The sequence below is a fragment of the Allosphingosinicella sp. genome (assembly GCF_036403745.1).
In the GTDB taxonomy this organism is placed as follows: Bacteria; Pseudomonadota; Alphaproteobacteria; order Sphingomonadales; family Sphingomonadaceae; genus Allosphingosinicella.
This window is the reverse complement of the sequence record NZ_DASWQI010000071.1, coordinates 17,112-37,081: the sequence shown is the minus strand read 5'-3', so window position 1 is coordinate 37,081 and position 19,970 is coordinate 17,112. Positions and strand designations below refer to the sequence as shown.

Sequence of the window (19,970 nt, the reverse complement as noted above, 5' to 3'; positions counted from 1 at the left end):
ACCAGCAGCGCGCCTTCGCAGGCGGCGAGGGAGCGGGAGACTTCGTAGGCGAAATCGACGTGGCCGGGCGTGTCCATCAGGTTGAGGACATAGGTTTCGCCGTCCTTGGCTTTGTAGTCGAGGCGGACGGTCTGCGCCTTGATGGTGATGCCGCGCTCCTGCTCGATCTCCATATTGTCGAGCATCTGGCCGTGGACCATCTCGCGGTCGGTCAGCCCGCCGGTGCGCTGGATCAGCCGGTCGGCAAGCGTCGACTTCCCATGGTCGATGTGGGCGATAATACTGAAATTGCGGAGCTTTTTAAGGTCTGTCATGTCGTTCGTTTCGGGAGGGCGCCGGCGAGCGCGGCACCTGTTCCGCGCGCCCTAGCAGAGGGGCGCGGGGAGGCAAAGCGGGGTGGCGGTGTGGAGGCGGGCGGTCTAGGCGGCCGCGATGCGGCTGCGGAACCAGTCGGCCGTCTCCTCCTCCGAGAGCTCCCCGGCCGCGAGGGCGAGGAAGGCGACGACCAGCTCGGCATCAGTCACGCCGAGGGCGTAGCCGTTCAGCACCAGGAAGGTTTCGCTCACCACCGCCGCCGTGCGCTTGTTGCCGTCCACGAAGGGGTGGTTGCGGGCAATACCATAAGCGTAGGCGGCAGCGAGGTCCGCCGCATCCGGCTCTCCGCAACCGGCAAGATTTTGCGGCCGCGCCATAGCGCTTTCGAGGAGGCCGTGGTCGCGCACGCCCTCTCCCCCGCCATGTTCGGCAAGCTGTTCGGCATGCGCCGCCGCCGAGACCTCGACGGAAACCCAGATCCAGCCGGGCATCTTACTTGGCGAGTTCGCGCAGCGCCCGCTTGCGCCGCATCATCACCTCGCGTGCGGCCTCCATCTGGGCATCGAAATCCGCTTCGGGCGCGCTGAGCTCGATCCCACGCGGAGTCTTGGTCACCGACAGCGTCGCGCCGACCGCGACGTCGAGATGCGCCAGCACCTCCTTGGGGAGGACGATCCCGGCCGAGTTGCCGATGCGGGTAACTTTGAGCTTGGTGTTCATACAGGCGTTATTACGCCTTTCGCGCGATGGATGCAACGTCGACAGCCGACGCCCACCTGACAAACTTTGCGACACTTTCGGGCCCTGGCGGAGATAGGGGTGCGACAGGCGGGGTCCATTTCCTTCTCAACGCCGGACGAACCGGCGCTTCAAAAGGAGCAAGACAATGAAGACCCTCAGCAAGATCGTCCTTTCCGCCACCGCCGCCGCTTCGGCTTTCGCCGCGGTCCCGGCTTCGGCGCAGAGCTTCGGCCAGTATGAAGGCCGCGGCCGCACCGAGCAGGTCCGCACCCGCACCGTCGTTCAGCAGATCGGGCGCCAGGATGTTCGGCAGATGGGCCGCCAGCAGGTTCGCCAGAACCAGTTCCAGGCGCGCCGCTGGAACCGGGGCGAGCGCTTCGACAGCCGCTACGCGCAGAATTACCGGGTGATCACCAACCCGCGCGCCTACCGGCTCCACGACGCGCCCCGCGGCTATCGCTGGGTCCAGTCGGGCAACGATGCGGTCCTGGTCGCCGTCGCCAGCGGGCTGATCGGCGCGATCATCGGCAACAGCTTCTAAGCCTTGCCGCAGAACAACGGGCCTCGGGGGGCAACCCCCGGGGCCCTCGTTCATTATGGAGGCGACATGAACGCCGAACCCCATATCCTGCTGGTCGACGACGAGCGCGACATTCGCGATCCGCTCGCCGCTTATCTGGCGAAGAACCAGCTGCGGGTAACCAAGGCCGAGGATGCCGCCGCCGCGCGGCAGATCCTCGCTGCGCACCGCATCGACCTGCTGCTTCTCGACATCATGATGCCGGGCGAGGACGGGCTGTCGCTGGCGGGTTTCGTGCGGGCGACCACGAAGGTGCCGATCATCCTCTTGACGGCCAAGGCGGAGGAGACGGATCGCATCGTCGGGCTGGAGCTCGGCGCCGACGATTATGTCTCGAAGCCCTTTTCTCCGCGCGAGCTCCTCGCCCGCATCCGCGCGGTGCTGCGGCGGGCGGGAGATGGGGCGGCGGTGCACGCGCCGGACGCGGAGGGCTATGCGTTCGGGCGCTGGGTGCTGAAGACGGGGGAGCGGACGCTGGTGTCCACCGAGGGCGTCGAGGTGCCGCTGTCGAGCAGCGAATATGCCCTGCTGCTGGCGTTTGCGACGCATCCCAAAAGGGTGCTGACCCGCGACCAATTGCTCGATTTGTCTAAGGGCCGCGACATGGCGGCGTTCGAGCGGAGCATCGACAACCATATCAGCCGCTTGCGGCGCAAGATCGAGGAGGATCCCGCCGATCCGAAGCTGATCAAGACGGTGTGGGGCGGCGGCTACACGCTCGCGGCCGAGGTGCGGCGGCTGTGAGGCGGTTGGTGCCGCGGAGCCTCGTCGCCCAGGTGGCTTTGCTGATCGGCGCCGCATTGCTGGTCGCCCAGCTCGCCAATTTCGCTCTGGTGCTGAACGAGCGGGAGAAGCTCAGCCTCGCGCAGAATCTCGGGCCGGCGATCGCCCGCTATGCCTCGGTGGCGGCGGACGTGACGCAGGCGGCGCCGGAATTCCGCGGTGCGGTGATCGAGGACAATAGCCGGCGCGGCGCGGCGTTCGCCGTGGCGCCGGAGAGTTCGGTGGCGCCGGGCGACGTGCGGGACGCCGATGTCGAGGCGCGCGCGGCGGCGGCGCTCGCCGAAGCCGGGGTGCGGGCGGCGGAGGTGCGGGCGACGACGCGGACGGAGGCGTCGCGCTCCGGCCATGGCGACGTGCGGCGGCTGATCCTGTCGGCGCGGTTCACCGGCGGCTGGCTGAACGGCGCGCTGGCGACGCCGCGGCCCGACCCGCACCTCGTCGACCGGCTCGCGGCGGCGACTGTGCTGCTCTACGTCATCGTCCTCGGCGCGACCCTGCTGGTCGCCTTCCGCCTCGTCCGGCCGCTCCGTGCGCTGACCAAGGCGGCGGAGGCGTTCGGGGGTCGGGGGGAACCTGTCCAAGTGGCGCCGCGGGGGCCGGCCGACCTCCGGCGCGCAATCGAAGCGTTCAACGCGATGAACGGAAGGCTCGCGGGACTGCTCGACGAGAAGGATCGGATGCTCGGCGCGATCGGTCACGATTTGCGCACGCCGCTCGCCTCGCTGCGCATCCGGCTGGAAAGCGACGATCTCGACGCCGAGCGGCAGCGGATGCGGGAGATCGTGGAGGAGACGTCGGCGGTGCTGGAGGACATCCTCGTCCTCGCCCGCACCGGCCGCAGCCGCGAGGAGGCGCGGCCCACCGACATCGCCGCCATGGTCGAGACGGTGGCGGAGGAGTATCGCGACGCGGGCGCCGATGTCGAGGTCGAGGCGCGCGAGCGGCCGGCGGCGCCGGTCCAGCCGGTGCTGTTGCGCCGGGCCATCCGCAACCTGGTGGACAATGCACTGAAGCATGGCCGCGCGCCGCGTCTGTCGGTGCGGCGGGAGGGGGACACTATCGCCATCGCCGTCGCCGACAGCGGGCCGGGCATCGCCGAGGACCAGCTCGAGCAGGTGCTGGAGCCGTTCGCCCGCGGCGAGGCGTCGCGCAACCGGCAGACGGGCGGCACCGGCCTCGGCCTCGCCATCGCGCGGGCGGTGGCGGAGGGGCATGGCGGCACGCTGACGCTGGCAAACGGGGGGCCGGGGCTGATCGCTACCATAATCCTGCCGGGGTGACGGCCCGGCAGGTCATTCGGCGCGGGTGAAGGCGTTGTGAAAGGCCTGCAGAATAGTGACACAGTCGACTCGCATCCCCGACGCGCGGCCGATGCGCGGCCAATGCCGGCGGTGTCGATCGTGTCTTCCAGCATTCTCGTTCTCCGGTGCCCGCCGGCATGGCGGCGGGAGAAGAGACGGAGAGCAAAGGGAAATTATCCCCTTCGGACTTCAAGCGGGGGAGCGGCACGCCAAGCATTCCAGAGCAGCCTCCAAGCGTCTATAGAGTCGAGTCGCTTCTGGGGGGATGAACATGACGAGATACGCTACGATCGCCGGTGCCTGCCTGGTCTTGGGGATGGCGGCCCCTGCACTTGCGATGAGACCGCCGCAGCAAGCCTCTGCTTCCAGCGGACAAAAGCTGCAGCAGCAAGCACTTAGCGACGTGCCGCATTGTACGCGGAAGCTCGGCACCGTGTCGATCGCCAATGGCGACGATCCGTCCGGCTGGACTCAGAACAGCCTCGCGCCGCCGGAGAAGCTGCTGCGCGTGCTGGTCCAGCGCTCCGGCTGTTTCAATATCGTCGACCGCGGCGCCGGCCTCAACGCCGCGGCCCGCGAGCGCGACATCAACGGCGGGCTCGGCCTGCAACGCCGCTCCAATGTCGGCCAAGGCCAGATCAAGGCTGCGGACTATGTGCTGATCGCCGAGATCCAGGGCGCGAACGCCCATGTCAGCGGCAATGGCGCGGCGGGCGCCGCCGGGGCGGTGCTCGGCGGGCCGGTCGGCGGCCTGCTCGGCGGCATCCGCAGCCGCAAGATGGAAGCCAACACCGTGCTGACGCTGACCAACGTGCGCACGTCCGAGACGCTGGCGGTCGAGGACGGCTATGCGGCGAAGCGCGACACGTCGTTCGCGGTCGGCGGCATCTTCGCCGCGGGGGGCGGCGGCTTCGGCGGCGTCGGCGGCGGCTATGAGAATACCGACATCGGCCGCATCGTCACCCTCGCCTTCATCCAGGCCTATGCCAAGATGGTGAACAGCCTTGGCCTGGTGACGCCGGGCGATGCGGGGACGGCGCAGGCGGCGCCCACCAAGACCTTCACCGCCCAGGCGCCCTCGGCCATGCGCGCCGCGCCGCTGGCGACGGCGCGAGTCCTCCGGACCTTGCCGCCGGGCGCGATCGTCTACCCGACCGGCAACAAGAACGGCCTGTGGTGGGAAGTGGCCGACGAGAACGACAATGTCGGCTGGGTGCTCAACACGAAGCTCGCACCTTCGAACTAGGTGATCAGGCTCCAGGCCGCTGCTAGCCCTGCTCGCTCGCCGCGAGCCGGGCGGCGGCGGCCCGCGCTTCGCCGCGGCGCCTGGCGCTGCGGCCGTAGAGGAACGACCAGAGGCTCAGCAGGCCCATCGTCCCATAGCCGAGGATCGGGCCGACGAGCAGATATTGGCGGACGGTCAGCACGAGGATCAAGGCCGCCGACAAGGCGAATTCGGCGAGCAGGCCCGCACCCCACACCAGAGTCATGACATTCATCGTCCGGCGAAAGCCGGCATGGACCTGCAACGCCTCGAACTCCTGCGCCTCGACTTCCGACCGCCGCTGCATGCTGGCCCGGGCGAGCTCGTAGATGAGCGGCTTGCCGATCAGCACCGAGCCCAGGAAGACGAGGCCGATCGCGCCGGTCACCAGCTTCTCGCGGAACTGGAGCATCCGCACCCCGCCGCCGCCCAGCATCGCGAGGAGCGACAGCGCGATGCCGCTCAGCACCAGCACGGACAGCGCGTCGAGCCGGCGGTGGCGCGCGAACTCGGCGAGGCTCCACAGGATCGGCGGTACGGAGGAGGCGAGCAGCGCACGGACCTCGCCCAAGCGGGCCTCGGCGTAGCTGTAGACGATGAACGGCAGGATGAAATTGACCAGCAGCTCGACGAGGAGAAGGGCGCCGTTGCCGCGCAGATAGGCGGCGGTGCGGGCCAGCGGCCCCGGATTGGCGTCCACGCATTACTCCTTCACTCGGGGCGACAGGATAGGGTGGTGGGCGGTGGGTGCAAGGTGGGGTGGTAGTCGGAAAAGAAGCTAGGCGACGTCACGGGCGGCCGTGACGTCGGACGGGTTCGGCTGCCGACAGCCGACCCGCCGTCCGGCCTGCGCCGACTCCGTTCGCTGCTCACGGATGCGGGGCATCCGCTTCGCTGCTCACGGGCGGCCAAGGGCGACGTCACGGGCGGCCGTGACGTCGGACGGGTTCGGCTGCCGACGGCCGACCCGCCGTCCGGCCTGCGCCGACTCCACTCACTGCTTTCGGATGCTGCGCATCCGCTTCGCTGTTCGTGGGCGGCTTGGCTACACGAAAATCCCGGTATTGCACGGGCTGGTCGCGCCCTTGCCGTCGGCTCCCCAGCGGCGGAAGCGTTGGCTGTCGACGTGAAAGCGGACGCCTGAGTAGAAGCCGAGGCCGATATTGTATTGCTCGCCGCGCAGGTCGTGGATCTTGCACAGGCTGCGCATCAGGCCGGGGCGGCTGACGCCGGAGAGCGGCACCATGTCGATGGCGAAGAAATGGCGGTGGGCGCTCTGCGGCGCGCCGTGGGCGCAGCGGTTCAATCCCTCGTCGCGGAAGCCCGAGACGACTTCGACCTGGCCGATCACCGGCTCGACATGCGCGCGCACGAACTTGAGCGTCGTCGCGATGTGCGGCCATTCCGCGGCCGGGGCGACTTCGAAGCGCGGCCCTTCGCATTCGCGCCACATGCTGGCGGTGCGGACCAGCTCCCAGGTCGGCACCGTATCCTCGACGCCGGCGGCGTGGAGATAGGATTTGAACGACAGCACCATCGTGCGGGCGACCGGATCGCGCGCCAGCCAGGCGAGATAATCCGCCTTGCCTTGGCCTTCGGGCAGCTGGTCGGCGTGCGAGGGGGTGGCGCACAGCGCCGCCAGGGCCAGCGCCCCGAATCGGATTAATTTCAGCATATCAACAAGATAGGAAGCATCCGTGCGGAATCAAGTCGTTCCGGAGACGTGCTAAACTGCTGCTGCTGCAGGAGTCGAGGGGCGCGCGACGGGGAGGGGCGGGGCGGCGACGAAGCGCCGCCCGCCTAGATCAACAGGTTTTGCAATTGCCGTGCACGTCGCTGTTGCCGTTGCTGTTCCCGTTGCTGTTGCCGTTGCTGTTGTTGCCGGTGGTTGTCGTCGTCGTGGTCCCGCTGGAGGTCGAGCTGGCCGACGTCGTCGAACTCGCCGAGGTTGCCGAGGTGGAGCTCGCCGAAGTGGAGCTGGCCGAGGTCGAACTGGCGGAGGTCGTTGTGGTGGTCCCGCTCGACGTCGCGCTCGTCGTCGTGCCGCTCGACGTGGAGCTCGTCGTCGTCGTTGCGCCGCTCGACGTCGTGGTGGTGCTCACGCCGGACGAGGTGCTCGGGTTCGCGGAGGCGCTCCCGGTCGAATAGGGGTTCTCGACCTGGGTGTAGACGCGGCGCGTCTCGGTGAGCGTGATCGGCGAGACGGTGAAGAAGATGAAGTTCAGCGGCACGCGATAGGCGGCAGTGACCTGGATATAGGGCTGGCCGCTCGTGTCGGTGGCGTGGGTGACCGTTGGCGCGGTCAGGTTCGCTCCCGAGAGGTGGACGAATTTCGAACTGACGCCGGTGGTGATCGCGCTGTCGCTCGGCACCGGATAGAGTTCTGCGAGGCGCGCGCCTTCCGCGACGGCGGCGCGCAGGTCCGAATTGACGTAGAAGAGGGTTCCGAGCTGGGTGATGCCGACGATGAAGGTCAGCAGCGCCGGCAGCACCAACGCGAACTCGATGAGGGTCACGCCGCGTTCGCTGCGGCGGAAACGCGTCAGGAAGCTCATTGCACCCTCACCGCACCCGAGGTGCTCATCGCGATCGAGCCGATGTAGAAGCCGCCCGTGAACGTCTTCTGGACCTTGACGCGGACGTAGCGTCCCTGGTCGGACTGGCCGGTCGCGCAATCGGTGTAGAAATCCGTGATCACGATCGAGTCGCTGGCGTCGATGCACTGGTGCCACTGGGTCAGCGTCACCGTCGCGCCGGTGCCGGCGGCGGTCTGCGCCTCGGTCTGCACGTAGCAATAGAGGCCGCAGCTCGAGGTGGTGGTGCTCGCCGTCGCGGGGATCGCCACCGGGTGGGCCTGCAGCAGCTCCAGCGAGCGGTTCACCGCCGACTGGATGGTGAAGCGGTCGGACAAAGCCCGGCTCAAGTCCGCAATGCCCATGGTGAGGAAGGCGAGCACCGGCGCCAGGAAGCCGAACTCGATGAGGCTGGCGCCGCGCTCGTCGCCGGCGATATTCCGGAGGCGGAGGCGCATCATACGATCAGCCTCACCACGCTCTGCCGGAAGGCGCTGGATCCGCCGGCCGGATCGCAATTGTTCTGGATGTTCATGCCGCCTTTGAAGGTGATGATGCGGCCGACGATCTGCAGGCACTGCGTGTTCATGCTCGAATTGCCGTTGTACCAGAGGTCGCTGGTCGGGAAGTAGAGCGCGCCCTGGATCTTGGACGAGGAGCCGCCATTGACCTTGAGAGTGATCGTGGTCGCCCGCCGGTCGCGGTACATCGCAACCCCCTGATAGGGGCCGGCGCTTGGCGCGGTGATGTTGATGTCGGCCTGGGCGTTGGTCTTGATATCGCCCGCCGCCCCGCCAGGCCCGGACATGATGAGGGTGCCGTTGGTGAGCGTCAGATTGCCCTGGAGGTTCGCGTCGCCGCCGTTGACGATGAGGATGGTGTCGGCGAGCGCCACCGTGTTGTTGGGGTTGATGTCGAGAGCGCCGACGCAGAGGTACTTCCTGCCGCTGACGGTGACGGTGTTGGATGCGAGGAGGGCCGCGGCGTTCGACTCGCTCAGCGTCGAGCTCGAGCAGTTCGTCATGTAATTGGTCGGGTCCGGGACCCAGCCCAGCGGATCGGACTGCGGCGCCGAATAAGGCTGGAGCGTCGTGCCGGTGCCGTATTTGCTGGACGAGGGGATGCCCCCGACCGCGGCGATCGGCGTCGCCGTCAGGTTTGCCGAGCCGCTGATGGTGACGGCCGCGCTCGACTTCGAGTTGGTCTTCATGCCGCAGCCGAGCTGGACGTCGGCATTGCCGCCGAGATCGATGCCGGCGTCGGTGCCGTTGTAGAGCGAGACGAGGCAGAAGGTGCCGTCGTCGACGAGGGCCGCCGTCGCGTCGCCCTGGACGGTGACCCCGGTGACGCCGAACACCTTCATGAACGGCAGCGACGGCGTCGCGGTGATCTGGACGCGGACGGTCCGGTTGTAGCCGTGCGAGGCGCCCTGGGTGATGGTCTCCGACTGCGACATGATCGGAAAGCGGTTATTGTCGAGATCATGGTGGACCGCCTCGTGCGTGTCCGCGCCGGCGGCGACGGCGTAGGTGCCGGCGATGGCGGCCGAATCGGCAGCGCGCTGGATCTGGCGCTTCCACACGGCGATCTGGATTGTGTCGATGGCGAAGGCCGCGGCGGCCAGGATCAGCGGCATGGTCGCCGCGCCGATGAGGAGCACGTTGCCGCGCTCGTCCTGGAAAAGGCGCCGAAGCCGCTTGAAGAAGCTCATCTTACCAACACCTCGCGTACAGGTACGTCTACCCGAGGTTGCGGCTTAGCCTCCGGGCTGTTGCCGGGACGTAAAGCGGGAGGGTTACCGGGCGGTTAGCCATAACCGCGGGCAGCGTACCGTATCGGGACGCCGGGCATCGTGCCCTTGCCGGGGCTGGCGCACCGTGTTTGCTCGCGCGGCCCGAGCGGGGCACGAACAGGAGATACAAACATGCGCACTCTCAACGCGAACGAGACCGCCGCCGTCGCCGGGGGCGCCAACCCGCACCTCACCACGATCAGCGTCACCACCAACCCCGGCGGCGTCGTCAACAAGTCCAGCGCGTCGAACCCGAACGCGATCACGACGACGATCACCTACAAGACCACCGGCAAGCCCGCGTAAGCGCGCGCGATCTGGAGGAGAGACGACATGCGTCACTTGCAGGTTCACGAGCTCGCCGCCGTCAGCGGCGGCGCCAAGAAGCCGAATTACGGCGGCGGCCCCGGCATCGCTGCCGGGGCCTTTTTCCTGCGCCGTGGCGGCGCGGCTTAGAAGTTCACCGACATCCGGCCGTAGACGTAGCGGCCGTTGAAGCCGAACGGCGAGAAGATCGAGAAGGCGATATATTCCTGGTTCGCCGGGTAGAGGCCGCCGCCGGCCGAGGCGGGGCGGACGCCGTAGGGCGAGCGGGTCGGGTAGACGTCGAAGATGTTGTTCGCGCCGATCGCGAACTCCGCGCGGCCCGATTTCGCCCGCAGCTCGAGATCGGTGATCCACTTCGCCTTCAGGAAGATGTCGTCCGGACCGTAGGCGGTGAGGCTCAACGGATCGGTGATCGGTGCGACCGCGCCCGGCGAGATGACCTTGCCGTAGCGGGTGGTGCGGGCGGTGATGCCGAAATCGCCAATGTCGCCGTCGGCCGACAGCACCACCTTGTCGCGGGGCTGGCCGTCGGTGAAGCGGATGCCCTCGACCCGGCCGAACAGGACGATGCCGGGGATCTGCGCGAGCGGCCCGACCGCGTTCAGCCGCCGGTCGATCGTCGTCTTGTTGTAATTGTACGCGGCGGTGAGGTTCCAGCTGCCCATGCCCGCGGTGCGGAAATGGTAGGCGGCGACGATGTCGACGCCGCGGGTGGTGGTGTCGAGGCCGTTGATGAAGAAGCGCGCCGCCGCCACCTGCGGGAAGCCGCTGGAGGCGAGCAAGGCGGTCACGGCGCTTTGCACGGCCGCGGTGTTGCCGGTGCCGCCATTGCCGAGCGTCTCGGTAAGGACGATCCGGTCCTTGATCTTGATGCTGTAGAAATCGGCGGTGAGGGTGAAGCCGCGGAACGGGTTGGCGGTGGCGCCGAGGCTGAGGTTAACCGACCGCTCGGGCTTGAGCGGCTGCGAGCCGAGGGCGCGGGCGGCCGGGGCGCTGACCGGCAGGGTGGCGATGTCGACCGGGACGCCGTTGATGAAGTTGGTCGAGGTGGTGGTGAAGAATTGCTGCTGCAGCGACGGGGCGCGGAAGCCGTTCGAGATCGAGCCGCGGACCGCATAGCCCTTCACCGGCTCGTAGCGGGCGGCGAACTTGCCGTTCCAGGTGTCGCCGAAGTCCGAGAAATGCTCGTAACGGCCGGCGAGGGTGGTGGTGAAGCCCTCGAACGGATCGGTGTCGAGTTCGGCATAGCCGGCATAGGAATGGCGGCTGACGTCGGTGGCGGCGTTGGCCGGGATGCCGGGGAAGCCCTGCGCGCCGGCGCCGGCGGCGCGGCCCGGATAGGTGCAGATGCCGGTGCCGGCGTTGAACACGCCCTGTGTCGCCGTGCAGTTTGCGGCGGTGGTCGAGATCGCCGGCCGGAAAAACGGCCCGATCGCGTAGGATTGGAGGTCCCCCGGTCGGATCTTGAACTGCTCGTCGCGATATTCGGCCCCGAAGGCGACGGTCAGCGGCTTGAAGAAGCCGATGCCATATTCGTGCGACAAATCGAGGTTGGCGACGGTCTGGCCGTAGCGCAGGCCACCGGCGTCGAAGTTGCGCTGGCTGGCAGGACCGAACGAGGTGTTGAGGCTGTTCTCGGTGCGGTAGTCGAACGTGTTGTGGCCGCGCTCGACCGAGAGGTCGGTCTTCCAGCCGGCGAGGTCGCCCTTGACGCCGACGGCGCCGGAATAATCCTTGAGCTGGGTGGCGATGAACGGGAGGAAGCCCTCGCCGGTCAGGGCCACGAAATTGGCCGCGGTGGGCGTCTGGTTCGGCGCCAGCACCGAGAAGTCGCGGTTGGCGGCGGCGTTCTGCTGGCGCCAGTTGGCCGCGCTCAGGGCGGAGCGGGTGCTGTAGGATCCGAAGGCGTAGAGTTCCCAGTTTCCGCCGAGCTCGAACCCGGCATTGCCGAACAGGTTCATGTCCCGCGTCTCGGGGTCGCCGAAGCGGAATTCCAGCCGGTTGAAGCTCAGCTCGCGCGGGTCGAAGGTGGCGCCGGGTTTGTTGAAGTTCGGGCGCAGGTCGAAGCCCTGGCGGTTGGTGAACTCGCGGTAGCGATATTCGCCGGTGAGGTTGAGATAGCCGTGCGGGCCGAGCGGCAGGCCGAAATTCACCGCCGAGGTGATCGTCCGGCCGTCATGGGCGCTGCGATTGCCGTTGGTGTTGGCGAGGAAATAGCGATTGTCGGTGGGGTCGAGCATCGGCTGGCCCGACGCGTCGGTCTGGAGGCCGGTGACGTTGGCGACGTTGTCGATCGTCGTCACATATTCGCCGTAGGTGACGCTGGCGCGGCCGCCGTGGTTGGAATTCTTGAGCTGGATGTTGATGACGCCGGCGATGGCGTCCGAACCATATTGCGACGAGGCGCCGTCGCGCAGCACTTCGATGCGGCTGATCGCGAGGCCCGGGATCAGGTTCAAATCGACCGCGGCGCTGCCGCGACCGACCGTCCCGTTGATGTTGAGCAAAGCCGAGACGTGGCGGCGCTTGCCGTTGACCAGGACCAGCGTCTGGTCGGGGCTGAGGCCGCGCAGGGTCGCCGGGCGGAGCGCGTCCGAACCGTCGGCGATGGCCGGCGTCGGGAAGTTGAACGACGGCACCAACGTGTTGAGGATGCGGTTGGTCTCGGTCTGGCCGGTGTTGGTGATGGCTTCGGAACCGATGACGTCGATCGGCACCGGGCTGTCGGCGAGCGTGCGGTCGGTGCGGCGGGTGCCGGTGACGACGATCGCATTGGGATTGTCGATGCCCTGGTCGGCGGCGGCGGCATCGCCGGCCGGCGGCTGCTGGGGCGGCGTCGCCGCCGCATTCTGCGCCGCCGCGGGCACGGCGAGCAAAGCGACGGACGACAAGGAGGCGAGGAGCGCGGCGCGCGAAAGGCGGTTCATCTTCGGGTTCCCCAAATGGCTCGCGACCCGGAAAGGCCGCTTTGTGCCGAGATTATTACAAAGACGACACAAAGCAAAAGGAAGATTGTGCAGTGCAAAAAAGCTTGCCGCACTGTGCCCGCCGCACCACATGCCCGCTGCCCGCAAGGAGAACATCGACCCATGAGCAGCCCCATCGTCGTCGACCTGCCGCACCAGCTGGGGCTGGAGGAGGCGAAGCGCCGGATCGACAGCGGGATGGGGCGGCTTGGCGATCACATTCCGGGCGGCGCGGCGCGGGTCGAGAAGGACTGGCAGGGCGATACGATGCACCTGCTGGTTGAGGCGATGGGCCAGGTGGTCCGCGTCACTATGGGCGTCACCGCCAGCAGCGTCCGGCTGGAAGTGGTGCTGCCGCCAGCCCTGGCCTTCTTCGGCGGCCCGATCGCGGCGCTGATCAAGCGGGAGGGCGCGACCATGCTCGAGGACAAGAGCAAGCGCTGAGGGGCGTTACCGCCGCGGCTTTTCCTTCTTCGGCGGCGGACCGCTGCGCGTCACCGAGCGGACGGTGCACAGGTCGCCGCCGACGCGAAGGGCGCTGAAGCGGTCGAAGGCCGGGCTGCCGCGCGTGTCGATGCCGATCGCGGTCGCAAAGGGAAGCTCGCGGCAGCTGCCGTCCAGCCGGACCCGGTACCAGCGCAGATGCTGGTCCTGCAGGTAGACGAGGTCGTCGCCCCGTTCCTCCCAGTTGCGGATCGCGCCGAAGCTCACGAACGGGATCGACACCTCCTCGTCGGCGGATTGCGGCAGAGCAGGCGGCTGGGCCGCGGCGGCTGTGGAGAGCAGGGCGCCGAGCGCCAGGGGCAGCGTCTTCATGGCGCCTTCCATAGCAGAAACGGGCTGAACCGGCGCTGAAAGGCCGCTTGCCTCCGCGCGCGCCTTCGCTAGCATCCCGCCACCAGGAGAGGCGGAACATGCGGCATGTCGCGATCATCGGCTCAGGCCCCGCCGGCTTCTACAGCGCCGAGGCGCTCCAGAAGCTTTACGGCGACGAGATCCGCGTCGACCTGATCGACCGGCTGCCCGTTCCCTACGGCCTCATCCGCTCGGGCGTCGCGCCGGACCACCAGTCGATCAAGGCGGTCTCGAAGCGCTACGAGAAGACGGCGCTCAGCCCGAACCTGCGCTTCCTCGGCCATGTCAGCGTCGGCGACGATGTGTCGATCGAGGAGCTGAAGCAGCTCTACGACGCCGTCATGCTCGCCACCGGCGCCCCGCACGACCGGCCGCTCGACATACCGGGGAGCACGCTCCCCGGCGTCGTCGGCTCGGCGGCCTTCGTCGGCTGGTATAACGGCCATCCCGATTTCGCCGCGCTCGACCCGCCGCTCGGCGTCGCGGCGGCGGCGGTGATCGGCAACGGCAACGTCGCCCTCGACGTCGCCCGCATCCTTTCGAAGACGCGGGCCGAGTTCGCCGGCTCCGACATCGCCTGCCACGCCCTCGACGCGCTCGACCACAGCGCAATCCGCGCCGTCCACCTGCTCGGCCGCCGCGGACCGCACCAGATCGCGATGACGCCCAAGGAGCTCGGCGAGCTCGGCCATCTCGAAGCCGCGGCGCCGCGGGTCGATCTGGAGGACTTCCCACCGGAGGCCGACGACGCTTTGCTCGAGCCGGGCATCCGCAAGTCGGTGACGCACCTGAGGAGCTTCGCCGCGCTGCCGCAGGACAAGGCGAAGACCATCGATTTCGACTTCTTCGCCGCCCCGGTGCGGGTCGAAGGCGAGGGCAAGGTCGAGCGGCTGGTGGTGGAGCGCACCCGGCTCGACGACCAGCTGCGCTCGGTCGGCACTGGCGAGACCTATGCGATCGACTGCGGCCTCGTCGTCACCTGCATCGGCTACCAGACCCCGCCCATCGCAGGCGTGCCGTACGAGCATGGCCGCGGCCGCTTCGCAAATGCCGACGGCGTGATCGGTGACGGCCTCTACGCCGTCGGCTGGGCGCGCCGGGGGCCGACCGGCACGATCGGCACCAATCGGCCGGACGGCTTCGAAGTCGCCGACAAGATCGCCGCCGCCTGCCCGCCCGGCTCCAGCGGCGGGAAGGCCGGCGGGGCCGGGCTCGACGCGCTGCTGGCCGAGCGCGGCGTCCACCCGGTGGCGTTCTCGGACTGGCAGCGGATCGAGGCAGCGGAGACGGCGCGGGCGCGGGAGGGGAGCCCGCGCGAGAAATTCGCCTCCGTCGACGACATGATCGCCGCGCTGGGCAGACCCTGAGTCACTACGGGCGCTAAGCGCTTGCGCTCGGTCCAAGCCGCCCCTATTAGCCCCGGCACTGTCTCCCGGGCGGCCCTCGCGGCCGGACAACCCGGTCGGGGAGTAGCTCAGCCTGGTAGAGCACTGTCTTCGGGAGGCAGGGGCCGGAGGTTCGAATCCTCTCTCCCCGACCATTTTCTGTTCGAGCTGTTGACGTCGCTCGTGAAGCATAGCGGGTGCGGAGGTCTGTACCCCTCTATTCGGCGCTGTAGATGGAGCGATTCGGCCCTGCCGGCACGATCGGGCGGCAGCTCGCACATTCTCGTATCCCTGACGAAAAGATGCACTACAACCTGTAGGGCATGCTCGGCGCCTCGCTTCTTCTCGCTCTTCGCGAAATACGCCGGCACCTGCTCCGTTCGATCCTGACGGTGCTGGGGATCGTCATTGGCGTGGCGGCCGTCATCACCATGGTGACCGTCGGCAACGGCGTGACCGCGTCGGTGCGAACCCAGATCGCCTCGCTCGGCGCGAACACGCTGATCGTGGTCCCCAATGCGGGCGGGCGGCAAGCGGGCAGCGCTCCGCCGAGGCCGTTCACCGAGCAGGATGTCGCGGCAATCCGCGAGCAGATCGCCGGGCTCCTCCGGGTGTCGGGGCAGGTGAACTCGTCGCAGGTCGCCACCGCCGACGGCATCAACTGGCAGACCAGTGTCACCGGGACGACCAACGACGGCATCTCCATCCAGGCGATGACGATCGTCTCCGGGCGCCCATTCACGTCGGAAGAGGAATCGGCGGGCAAGAGCGTGTGCATCATCGGCGAAACGGTGCGCAAGAACCTGTTCGCGAACGTGGATCCGCTGGGGCGCCAGCTTCGCGTCGGCAAGCTCGCCTGTCCGATCACGGGAGTGCTCAAGGAACGCGGCCAGGGCGGCATGGGCAACGACCAGGACGATGTCGTGCTGATGCCGATACGCACGGTGCAGCGCCAGTTGCTGGGCACGACCGACATCCACTGGATGGTGATCGGCGTGAACCCCGCCTACGACAACAAGGCCGTCAGCGCCGACCTGGGGCGGCTGCTGCGGGAGCGGCGGCACCTCGCCTTCGGGCAGAACGAGGACTTCCGCGTCATCGACATGAAGCAGATTTCCGACACGGTGTCGGGGACCCTCGCGGTGATGACGGCCATGGTCGCGGCCATCGCATCCATTTCGCTGATCGTGGGCGGCATCGGCATCGTCAACATCATGCTGGTCTCGGTGACGGAGCGGACTCGCGAGATCGGCATCCGCCTCGCCATCGGGGCGCTCGCCCGCGAAGTGCGGCTGCAATTCCTGACGGAGGCGGTGGTGCTGTGCTCGCTGGGAGGCGCGATCGGAATCGCATTGTCCTTCGGCCTGTCGCTGCTGCTGACGCAGGTGATGTCGGTGGACTTCGTCTTCGATCCCGTGGTCAACATCGGCAGCCTCATCTTCTCCTCTTTCCTGGGGATCCTCTTCGGCTATGTTCCCGCCCAACGCGCCGCCGCGCTCAACCCAATCGATGCGCTGCGCCATGAATAGGGCATCGGCCGCGGCGATCGCGTTGCTCCTCGGCGGCTGCGCGGTCGGACCCAATTACCACGCGCCGCCCGCGGGCGCGCTCGGCGTCCCGGCCGGCTATGCCGAGCCGGTGACGGCCGCGCCCCGCACGGCCGCGACCATTGGCCGGCCGGACCCTGCGCCGAGCGACCTCGCCGCGTGGTGGCGCACGTTCGACGATCCCTTGCTGACCGACCTCGTCGCCCGCGCGACGGTGGGGAACCTGCAGATCGCGCAATCGGCCGCGCGGCTGGTCCAGGCGCGCGAAGCCCTGGTGCAGGCGGGCGCCGATCGGTTTCCGACCCTCAGCGGCTCCGCCGGCGCCTCCCACAACGTCACCCGCGGCGGCGGATCGTCGATCGTCGTCGGCGGCGGCAACGGATCGCCCGGCACCGTCGTCACCACCGGCGGCTCGTCGGGCACCACCCAGCTTTCGCTCGGCCTCGACGCCTCGTGGCAGGCCGACATCTTCGGCGGCGTCAGGCGCGGCATCGAGGCGGCCCGCGCCGACGAGGCGGCCGCGGGGTTCGATCTCGAGGCGGTGCGCACCGCGATCGCCGGCGAGGTCGCCACCAACTATATCGATGCCCGGCTCGCGCAGACCCGGCTCCGCATCGCCCTCACCACGCTGCGCACCCAGGACGACAATCTGCAGATCGCCGGGTGGCGCGTCCAGGCGGGTTTGGTGTCGGCGCTGGACGTCGAGCAGGCGCGCGGGCAGCGGGCGCAGACGGCGGCGAGTATCCCGGCGATCGAAACTTCCTACGCGCAAGCGGTCGCCCGCCTCGGCATCCTGGTGGGCCAGGCGCCGGGGGCCTTGCGCGGCGAGATGGAGGCGAGCCGGCCGATCCCGCGCGGACCGGACGGGATCGCCGTCGGCATTCCCGCGGAAACGCTCCGCCGGCGGCCCGACGTGCGGCGGGCGGAGCGGCAGCTTGCCGCGGCCACGGCCCGCATCGGCGTCGCCCAGGCGGCGCTCTATCCGGCGCTGTCGATCGGCGGCAACCTCAACACAAGCGCCGCGAGCATCGGCTCGCTCGGCAGCCTGCTCACCGGCAGCCTTTTCGCAGGGCTCGCCCACACCATCTTCGACGGAGGGCGGCGCCGGTCTCAGGTCCGCTCGGCGCGGGCCGGCGCAGACATCGCTCTGGCCGGCTACCGCCAGACCGTCCTTACCGGGCTCGAGGACGTCGAGAACGCGATGCAGGCGCTGGCGGCGGCGAAGGCGCGGCAGGTCCAGCTCGCAATCGCGCTCGACGCCTCGAACAACGCCGCCCTCTACGCCCGCAGCCAATATCGCTCCGGGCTCATCGACTTCCTCACTTTGTTGCAGAGCGAGCAGGCCCTGCTCTCGGCCCGCGATCAGCTGGCCGCGGCGCAGGCGGACCAGGCGCTGTCGCTGGTCCAGCTCTATCTCGCCCTCGGCGGCGGCTGGCAGAGCGACACGAACTACAGGGCGGGGACCCCCGGATGACCGATACCGACATCGACGCTTTTCTCGGCCAGCCGCCGCGCTCGCGCTGGCGGCGCTGGCGCAAATGGATCTTCATCGGGATCCCGCTGCTGCTCGTGCTGCTGCTGCTCGGCCGCTGCCTGCGTCCGGCGCCGCCCGTCCATTATGCGACCGCCCCCATCGTGCGGCACGACCTCGACGTGACGATCACCGCGACCGGCAATCTGGCGCCGACCGTGCAGGTCAATGTCGGCTCCGAGGAATCGGGGCTGGTCGACAAGGTCTACGTCCAGAATAACGACCGGGTCGTGAAGGGGCAGCCGCTGGCGCAGCTCGACCTGTCGCGGCTGCGCGACGCGCTGGTCGAGAGCGAGGCGACGCTGCGGGCTGCGCTCGCGTCCGTTACCCAGAACCGCGCCACCGTCGCCCAGAGCCGGTCCAACCTCGCGCGCGAGGAGCAGGTCTACAAGATTTCCGGCGGAAAGGTGCCTTCGAAGACCGAGCTCGACACCGCCCGCGCCAATTACGCGCGTGCCGTTGCGGGGGTCGCGCAGGCCCAGGCCCAGGTCGCGCAGGCCCGGGCCGCCGTCTCCACCAACCGCACCAACCTAGTCAAAGGCACCATCTACGCCCCCGTCACCGGGGTGGTGCTGTCGCGCCAGGTCGAGCCGGGCCAGACGGTCGCCGCTTCGTTCAACGTCGCCACGCTGTTCACCATCGCCCAGGACCTTTCGAACATGCGGCTGCAGGTGAAGGTGGACGAGGCGGACGTGGGCGAGCTCCACCCCGGCGCGCCCGCGAGCTTCACGGTCGGCGCCTATCCGAACCGCAACTTTCCGGCGTCGGTTACGCGTCTCGATCTCGGTGCCAATGCCACGCCGCTGGTGAACAGCGCCGGCGCCACATCGACCACCCAGGCGACGAACGTGGTCGCCTACACCGCGGAGCTGGCGGTTACGAACCCCAATGGGCTGCTCCGGCCCGGCATGACGGCGACGGCGACGATCACGACGGAGGCGCTCAAGAACGTGCTGCTCGTCCCCAACGCAGCCTTGCGCTTCACCCCGCCGGCGGCGCCGGAGAAGAAGGGCCTTTTCAACGGGCCGCCCGAGCAGCCGAAGAATGCCGCCGTATCGCGCGGCGCCCGGCAGCAGCTCTGGGTCCTCGGCGCGGACGGCAAGCCGAAGCCGATCGACGTCACTGTCGGCCACAGTAACGGCAGCTTGACGGAGGTGCGCGGGGCTGGAATCCATGCGGGGCTCCAGGTCGTCACGGGCCAGCTGGCTGGGCAATAATCATGGCCGAGCCGCTGATTGCGCTGCGCGGTATCACCAAGCGCTTCGGCGAGGGGCCGGCGGCGTTCCAGGCGCTGAAGGGCATCGATCTCGACGTCGCCGCCGGCGAGTTCGTCGCGATCATGGGGGCGTCGGGATCCGGCAAGTCGACCACCATGAACATCCTCGGCTGCCTCGATGTGCCGACGTCCGGCGCGTACCGGTTCCGGGGCGTGCACGTGGAGGGCCTCGACCGCGACCAGCGCTCGCTGCTCCGGCGCCGCTATCTCGGCTTCGTCTTCCAGGGCTTCAACCTGCTGGCGCGCACGACGGCGATCGAGAATGTCGAATTGCCCCTGCTGTACCGGGGAGAGGACCGTAAGGTGCGCCGCGCGCAGGGGATGTCGGCGCTGGACAAGGTCGGTCTGGCGGCCTGGGCGGACCACAGCCCCTCCGAGCTTTCGGGCGGGCAGCAGCAGCGCGTGGCGATCGCCCGGGCCCTGGTGACCGAGCCGGACGTGCTGCTCGCCGACGAGCCGACCGGCAACCTCGATTCCGAGCGCTCGGTGGAGATCATGGAGTTGCTGGCCGAACTCAACGCGCAGGCGGGGCTGACGGTGCTGCTGGTGACCCACGAGCCGGACATGGCCGCCTATGCGCACAAGGTCGTCCACTTCAAGGACGGCCTCGTCGAGAGGGTCGATGCCAGAGAGGGGTCGGTCCCTCCCCAGCGACATCCTCATACGCAGTGAGTTGAGCCGGGATAGAACAATCGGTTGAGCCAGGGCCGCGTATGAATACGGGCCCGGGCCGT

Annotated in this window: 22 protein-coding genes and 1 tRNA gene; 13 read left to right on the top strand and 10 right to left on the bottom strand. The window is 68.6% G+C overall.

Translation table 11 applies throughout. From position 1 onward, the window contains the following. From VGC56_RS13760 to VGC56_RS13750, 3 genes are all read right to left on the bottom strand, one after another. A partial coding sequence (locus tag VGC56_RS13760; protein WP_464125753.1) for a GTP-binding protein occupies positions 1–314 on the bottom strand: 314 nt, incomplete at its 3' end. Positions 315–419: 105 nt separating this feature from the next. After that, a complete protein-coding gene (locus VGC56_RS13755; protein WP_464125751.1) occupies positions 420–806 on the bottom strand; it encodes a type II toxin-antitoxin system death-on-curing family toxin in 387 nt (128 codons plus the stop codon). 1 nt (position 807) lies between these two features. Further along, a complete protein-coding gene (locus tag VGC56_RS13750; protein ID WP_464125750.1) occupies positions 808–1,035 on the bottom strand; it encodes an AbrB/MazE/SpoVT family DNA-binding domain-containing protein in 228 nt (75 codons plus the stop codon). Positions 1,036–1,201: 166 nt separating this feature from the next. Here VGC56_RS13750 and VGC56_RS13745 point away from each other — a divergent pair, with 166 nt between their 5' ends. From VGC56_RS13745 to VGC56_RS13730, 4 genes are all read left to right on the top strand, one after another. Continuing rightward, positions 1,202–1,597 (top strand): RcnB family protein, encoded by a 396-nt coding sequence (locus VGC56_RS13745; protein WP_464125748.1) that lies wholly within the window; start codon positions 1,202–1,204, stop codon positions 1,595–1,597. Positions 1,598–1,663: 66 nt separating this feature from the next. After that, positions 1,664–2,380, top strand: a complete 717-nt coding sequence (locus VGC56_RS13740; RefSeq protein WP_464125746.1) for a response regulator — start codon at positions 1,664–1,666, stop codon at positions 2,378–2,380. Positions 2,381–2,388: 8 nt separating this feature from the next. Beyond that, a complete protein-coding gene (locus VGC56_RS13735; RefSeq protein WP_464125744.1) occupies positions 2,389–3,699 on the top strand; it encodes a sensor histidine kinase in 1,311 nt (436 codons plus the stop codon). 424 nt (positions 3,700–4,123) lie between these two features. Then, entirely contained in the window at positions 4,124–4,966 is an 843-nt protein-coding gene (locus VGC56_RS13730; RefSeq protein WP_464125742.1) for a CsgG/HfaB family protein, read from the top strand. A 22-nt stretch (positions 4,967–4,988) separates the two neighbouring features. Here the strand turns inward: VGC56_RS13730 and VGC56_RS13725 are convergent, their stop codons facing one another. The 5 genes from VGC56_RS13725 to VGC56_RS13705 form a co-directional block, all read right to left on the bottom strand. Then, positions 4,989–5,684 carry a VC0807 family protein gene (locus VGC56_RS13725; protein WP_464125741.1) on the bottom strand — a complete coding sequence of 232 codons (696 nt, stop codon included), beginning with the start codon at positions 5,682–5,684 and terminating at the stop codon, positions 4,989–4,991. 345 nt (positions 5,685–6,029) lie between these two features. Continuing rightward, positions 6,030–6,659 carry a hypothetical protein gene (locus VGC56_RS13720; RefSeq protein ID WP_464125739.1) on the bottom strand — a complete coding sequence of 210 codons (630 nt, stop codon included), beginning with the start codon at positions 6,657–6,659 and terminating at the stop codon, positions 6,030–6,032. Between the two features lie 130 nt (positions 6,660–6,789). Next, entirely contained in the window at positions 6,790–7,539 is a 750-nt protein-coding gene (locus tag VGC56_RS13715; protein ID WP_464125737.1) for a TadE/TadG family type IV pilus assembly protein, read from the bottom strand. Then, positions 7,536–8,018 (bottom strand): TadE/TadG family type IV pilus assembly protein, encoded by a 483-nt coding sequence (locus tag VGC56_RS13710; protein WP_464125735.1) that lies wholly within the window; start codon positions 8,016–8,018, stop codon positions 7,536–7,538. Before VGC56_RS13710 ends, VGC56_RS13715 begins: the two co-directional genes overlap by 4 nt. Continuing rightward, complete coding sequence (locus tag VGC56_RS13705; protein ID WP_464125733.1) at positions 8,015–9,268, bottom strand: pilus assembly protein TadG-related protein; 1,254 nt, start codon at positions 9,266–9,268, stop codon at positions 8,015–8,017. Before VGC56_RS13705 ends, VGC56_RS13710 begins: the two co-directional genes overlap by 4 nt. A 213-nt stretch (positions 9,269–9,481) precedes the next feature. Between VGC56_RS13705 and VGC56_RS13700 the strand changes: the two genes are divergently transcribed. Then, entirely contained in the window at positions 9,482–9,655 is a 174-nt protein-coding gene (locus VGC56_RS13700; RefSeq protein ID WP_464125758.1) for a hypothetical protein, read from the top strand. A gap of 27 nt (positions 9,656–9,682) precedes the next feature. Continuing rightward, positions 9,683–9,805: a hypothetical protein gene (locus VGC56_RS13695; RefSeq protein WP_464125731.1), complete on the top strand. Its 123-nt coding sequence runs from the start codon at positions 9,683–9,685 to the stop codon at positions 9,803–9,805. On the opposite strand, the gene VGC56_RS13690 is transcribed toward VGC56_RS13695, so the two are convergent. Further along, the gene (locus VGC56_RS13690; protein ID WP_464125730.1) at positions 9,802–12,603 is read right to left on the bottom strand and encodes a TonB-dependent receptor plug domain-containing protein; all 2,802 of its coding nucleotides are present in this window, start codon (positions 12,601–12,603) and stop codon (positions 9,802–9,804) included. The two genes, VGC56_RS13695 and VGC56_RS13690, sit on opposite strands and share 4 nt — an antisense overlap. A gap of 162 nt (positions 12,604–12,765) precedes the next feature. Between VGC56_RS13690 and VGC56_RS13685 the strand changes: the two genes are divergently transcribed. Further along, a complete protein-coding gene (locus tag VGC56_RS13685) occupies positions 12,766–13,086 on the top strand; it encodes a polyhydroxyalkanoic acid system family protein (RefSeq protein ID WP_464125728.1) in 321 nt (106 codons plus the stop codon). A 6-nt stretch (positions 13,087–13,092) separates the two neighbouring features. Here the strand turns inward: VGC56_RS13685 and VGC56_RS13680 are convergent, their stop codons facing one another. Continuing rightward, positions 13,093–13,458 carry a DUF6491 family protein gene (locus VGC56_RS13680; RefSeq protein ID WP_464125727.1) on the bottom strand — a complete coding sequence of 122 codons (366 nt, stop codon included), beginning with the start codon at positions 13,456–13,458 and terminating at the stop codon, positions 13,093–13,095. A gap of 98 nt (positions 13,459–13,556) precedes the next feature. Here VGC56_RS13680 and VGC56_RS13675 point away from each other — a divergent pair, with 98 nt between their 5' ends. The 6 genes from VGC56_RS13675 to VGC56_RS13650 all read left to right on the top strand — a co-directional run bounded on the left by VGC56_RS13675 (position 13,557) and on the right by VGC56_RS13650 (position 19,908). Beyond that, positions 13,557–14,864, top strand: coding sequence for an FAD-dependent oxidoreductase (locus VGC56_RS13675; protein WP_464125725.1), 1,308 nt, complete (start codon positions 13,557–13,559; stop codon positions 14,862–14,864). Between the two features lie 96 nt (positions 14,865–14,960). Next, positions 14,961–15,037 (top strand) — tRNA-Pro (locus VGC56_RS13670). Positions 15,038–15,205: 168 nt separating this feature from the next. After that, the gene (locus VGC56_RS13665; RefSeq protein WP_464125723.1) at positions 15,206–16,411 is read left to right on the top strand and encodes an ABC transporter permease; all 1,206 of its coding nucleotides are present in this window, start codon (positions 15,206–15,208) and stop codon (positions 16,409–16,411) included. Continuing rightward, the gene (locus tag VGC56_RS13660; RefSeq protein ID WP_464125722.1) at positions 16,404–17,903 is read left to right on the top strand and encodes an efflux transporter outer membrane subunit; all 1,500 of its coding nucleotides are present in this window, start codon (positions 16,404–16,406) and stop codon (positions 17,901–17,903) included. Before VGC56_RS13665 ends, VGC56_RS13660 begins: the two co-directional genes overlap by 8 nt. After that, positions 17,900–19,177: an efflux RND transporter periplasmic adaptor subunit gene (locus VGC56_RS13655; RefSeq protein WP_464125720.1), complete on the top strand. Its 1,278-nt coding sequence runs from the start codon at positions 17,900–17,902 to the stop codon at positions 19,175–19,177. The genes VGC56_RS13660 and VGC56_RS13655 overlap by 4 nt, the downstream gene beginning before the upstream one ends. Continuing rightward, positions 19,177–19,908: an ABC transporter ATP-binding protein gene (locus VGC56_RS13650; RefSeq protein WP_464125756.1), complete on the top strand. Its 732-nt coding sequence runs from the start codon at positions 19,177–19,179 to the stop codon at positions 19,906–19,908. The genes VGC56_RS13655 and VGC56_RS13650 overlap by 1 nt, the downstream gene beginning before the upstream one ends. Positions 19,909–19,970: the final 62 nt, after the last annotated feature.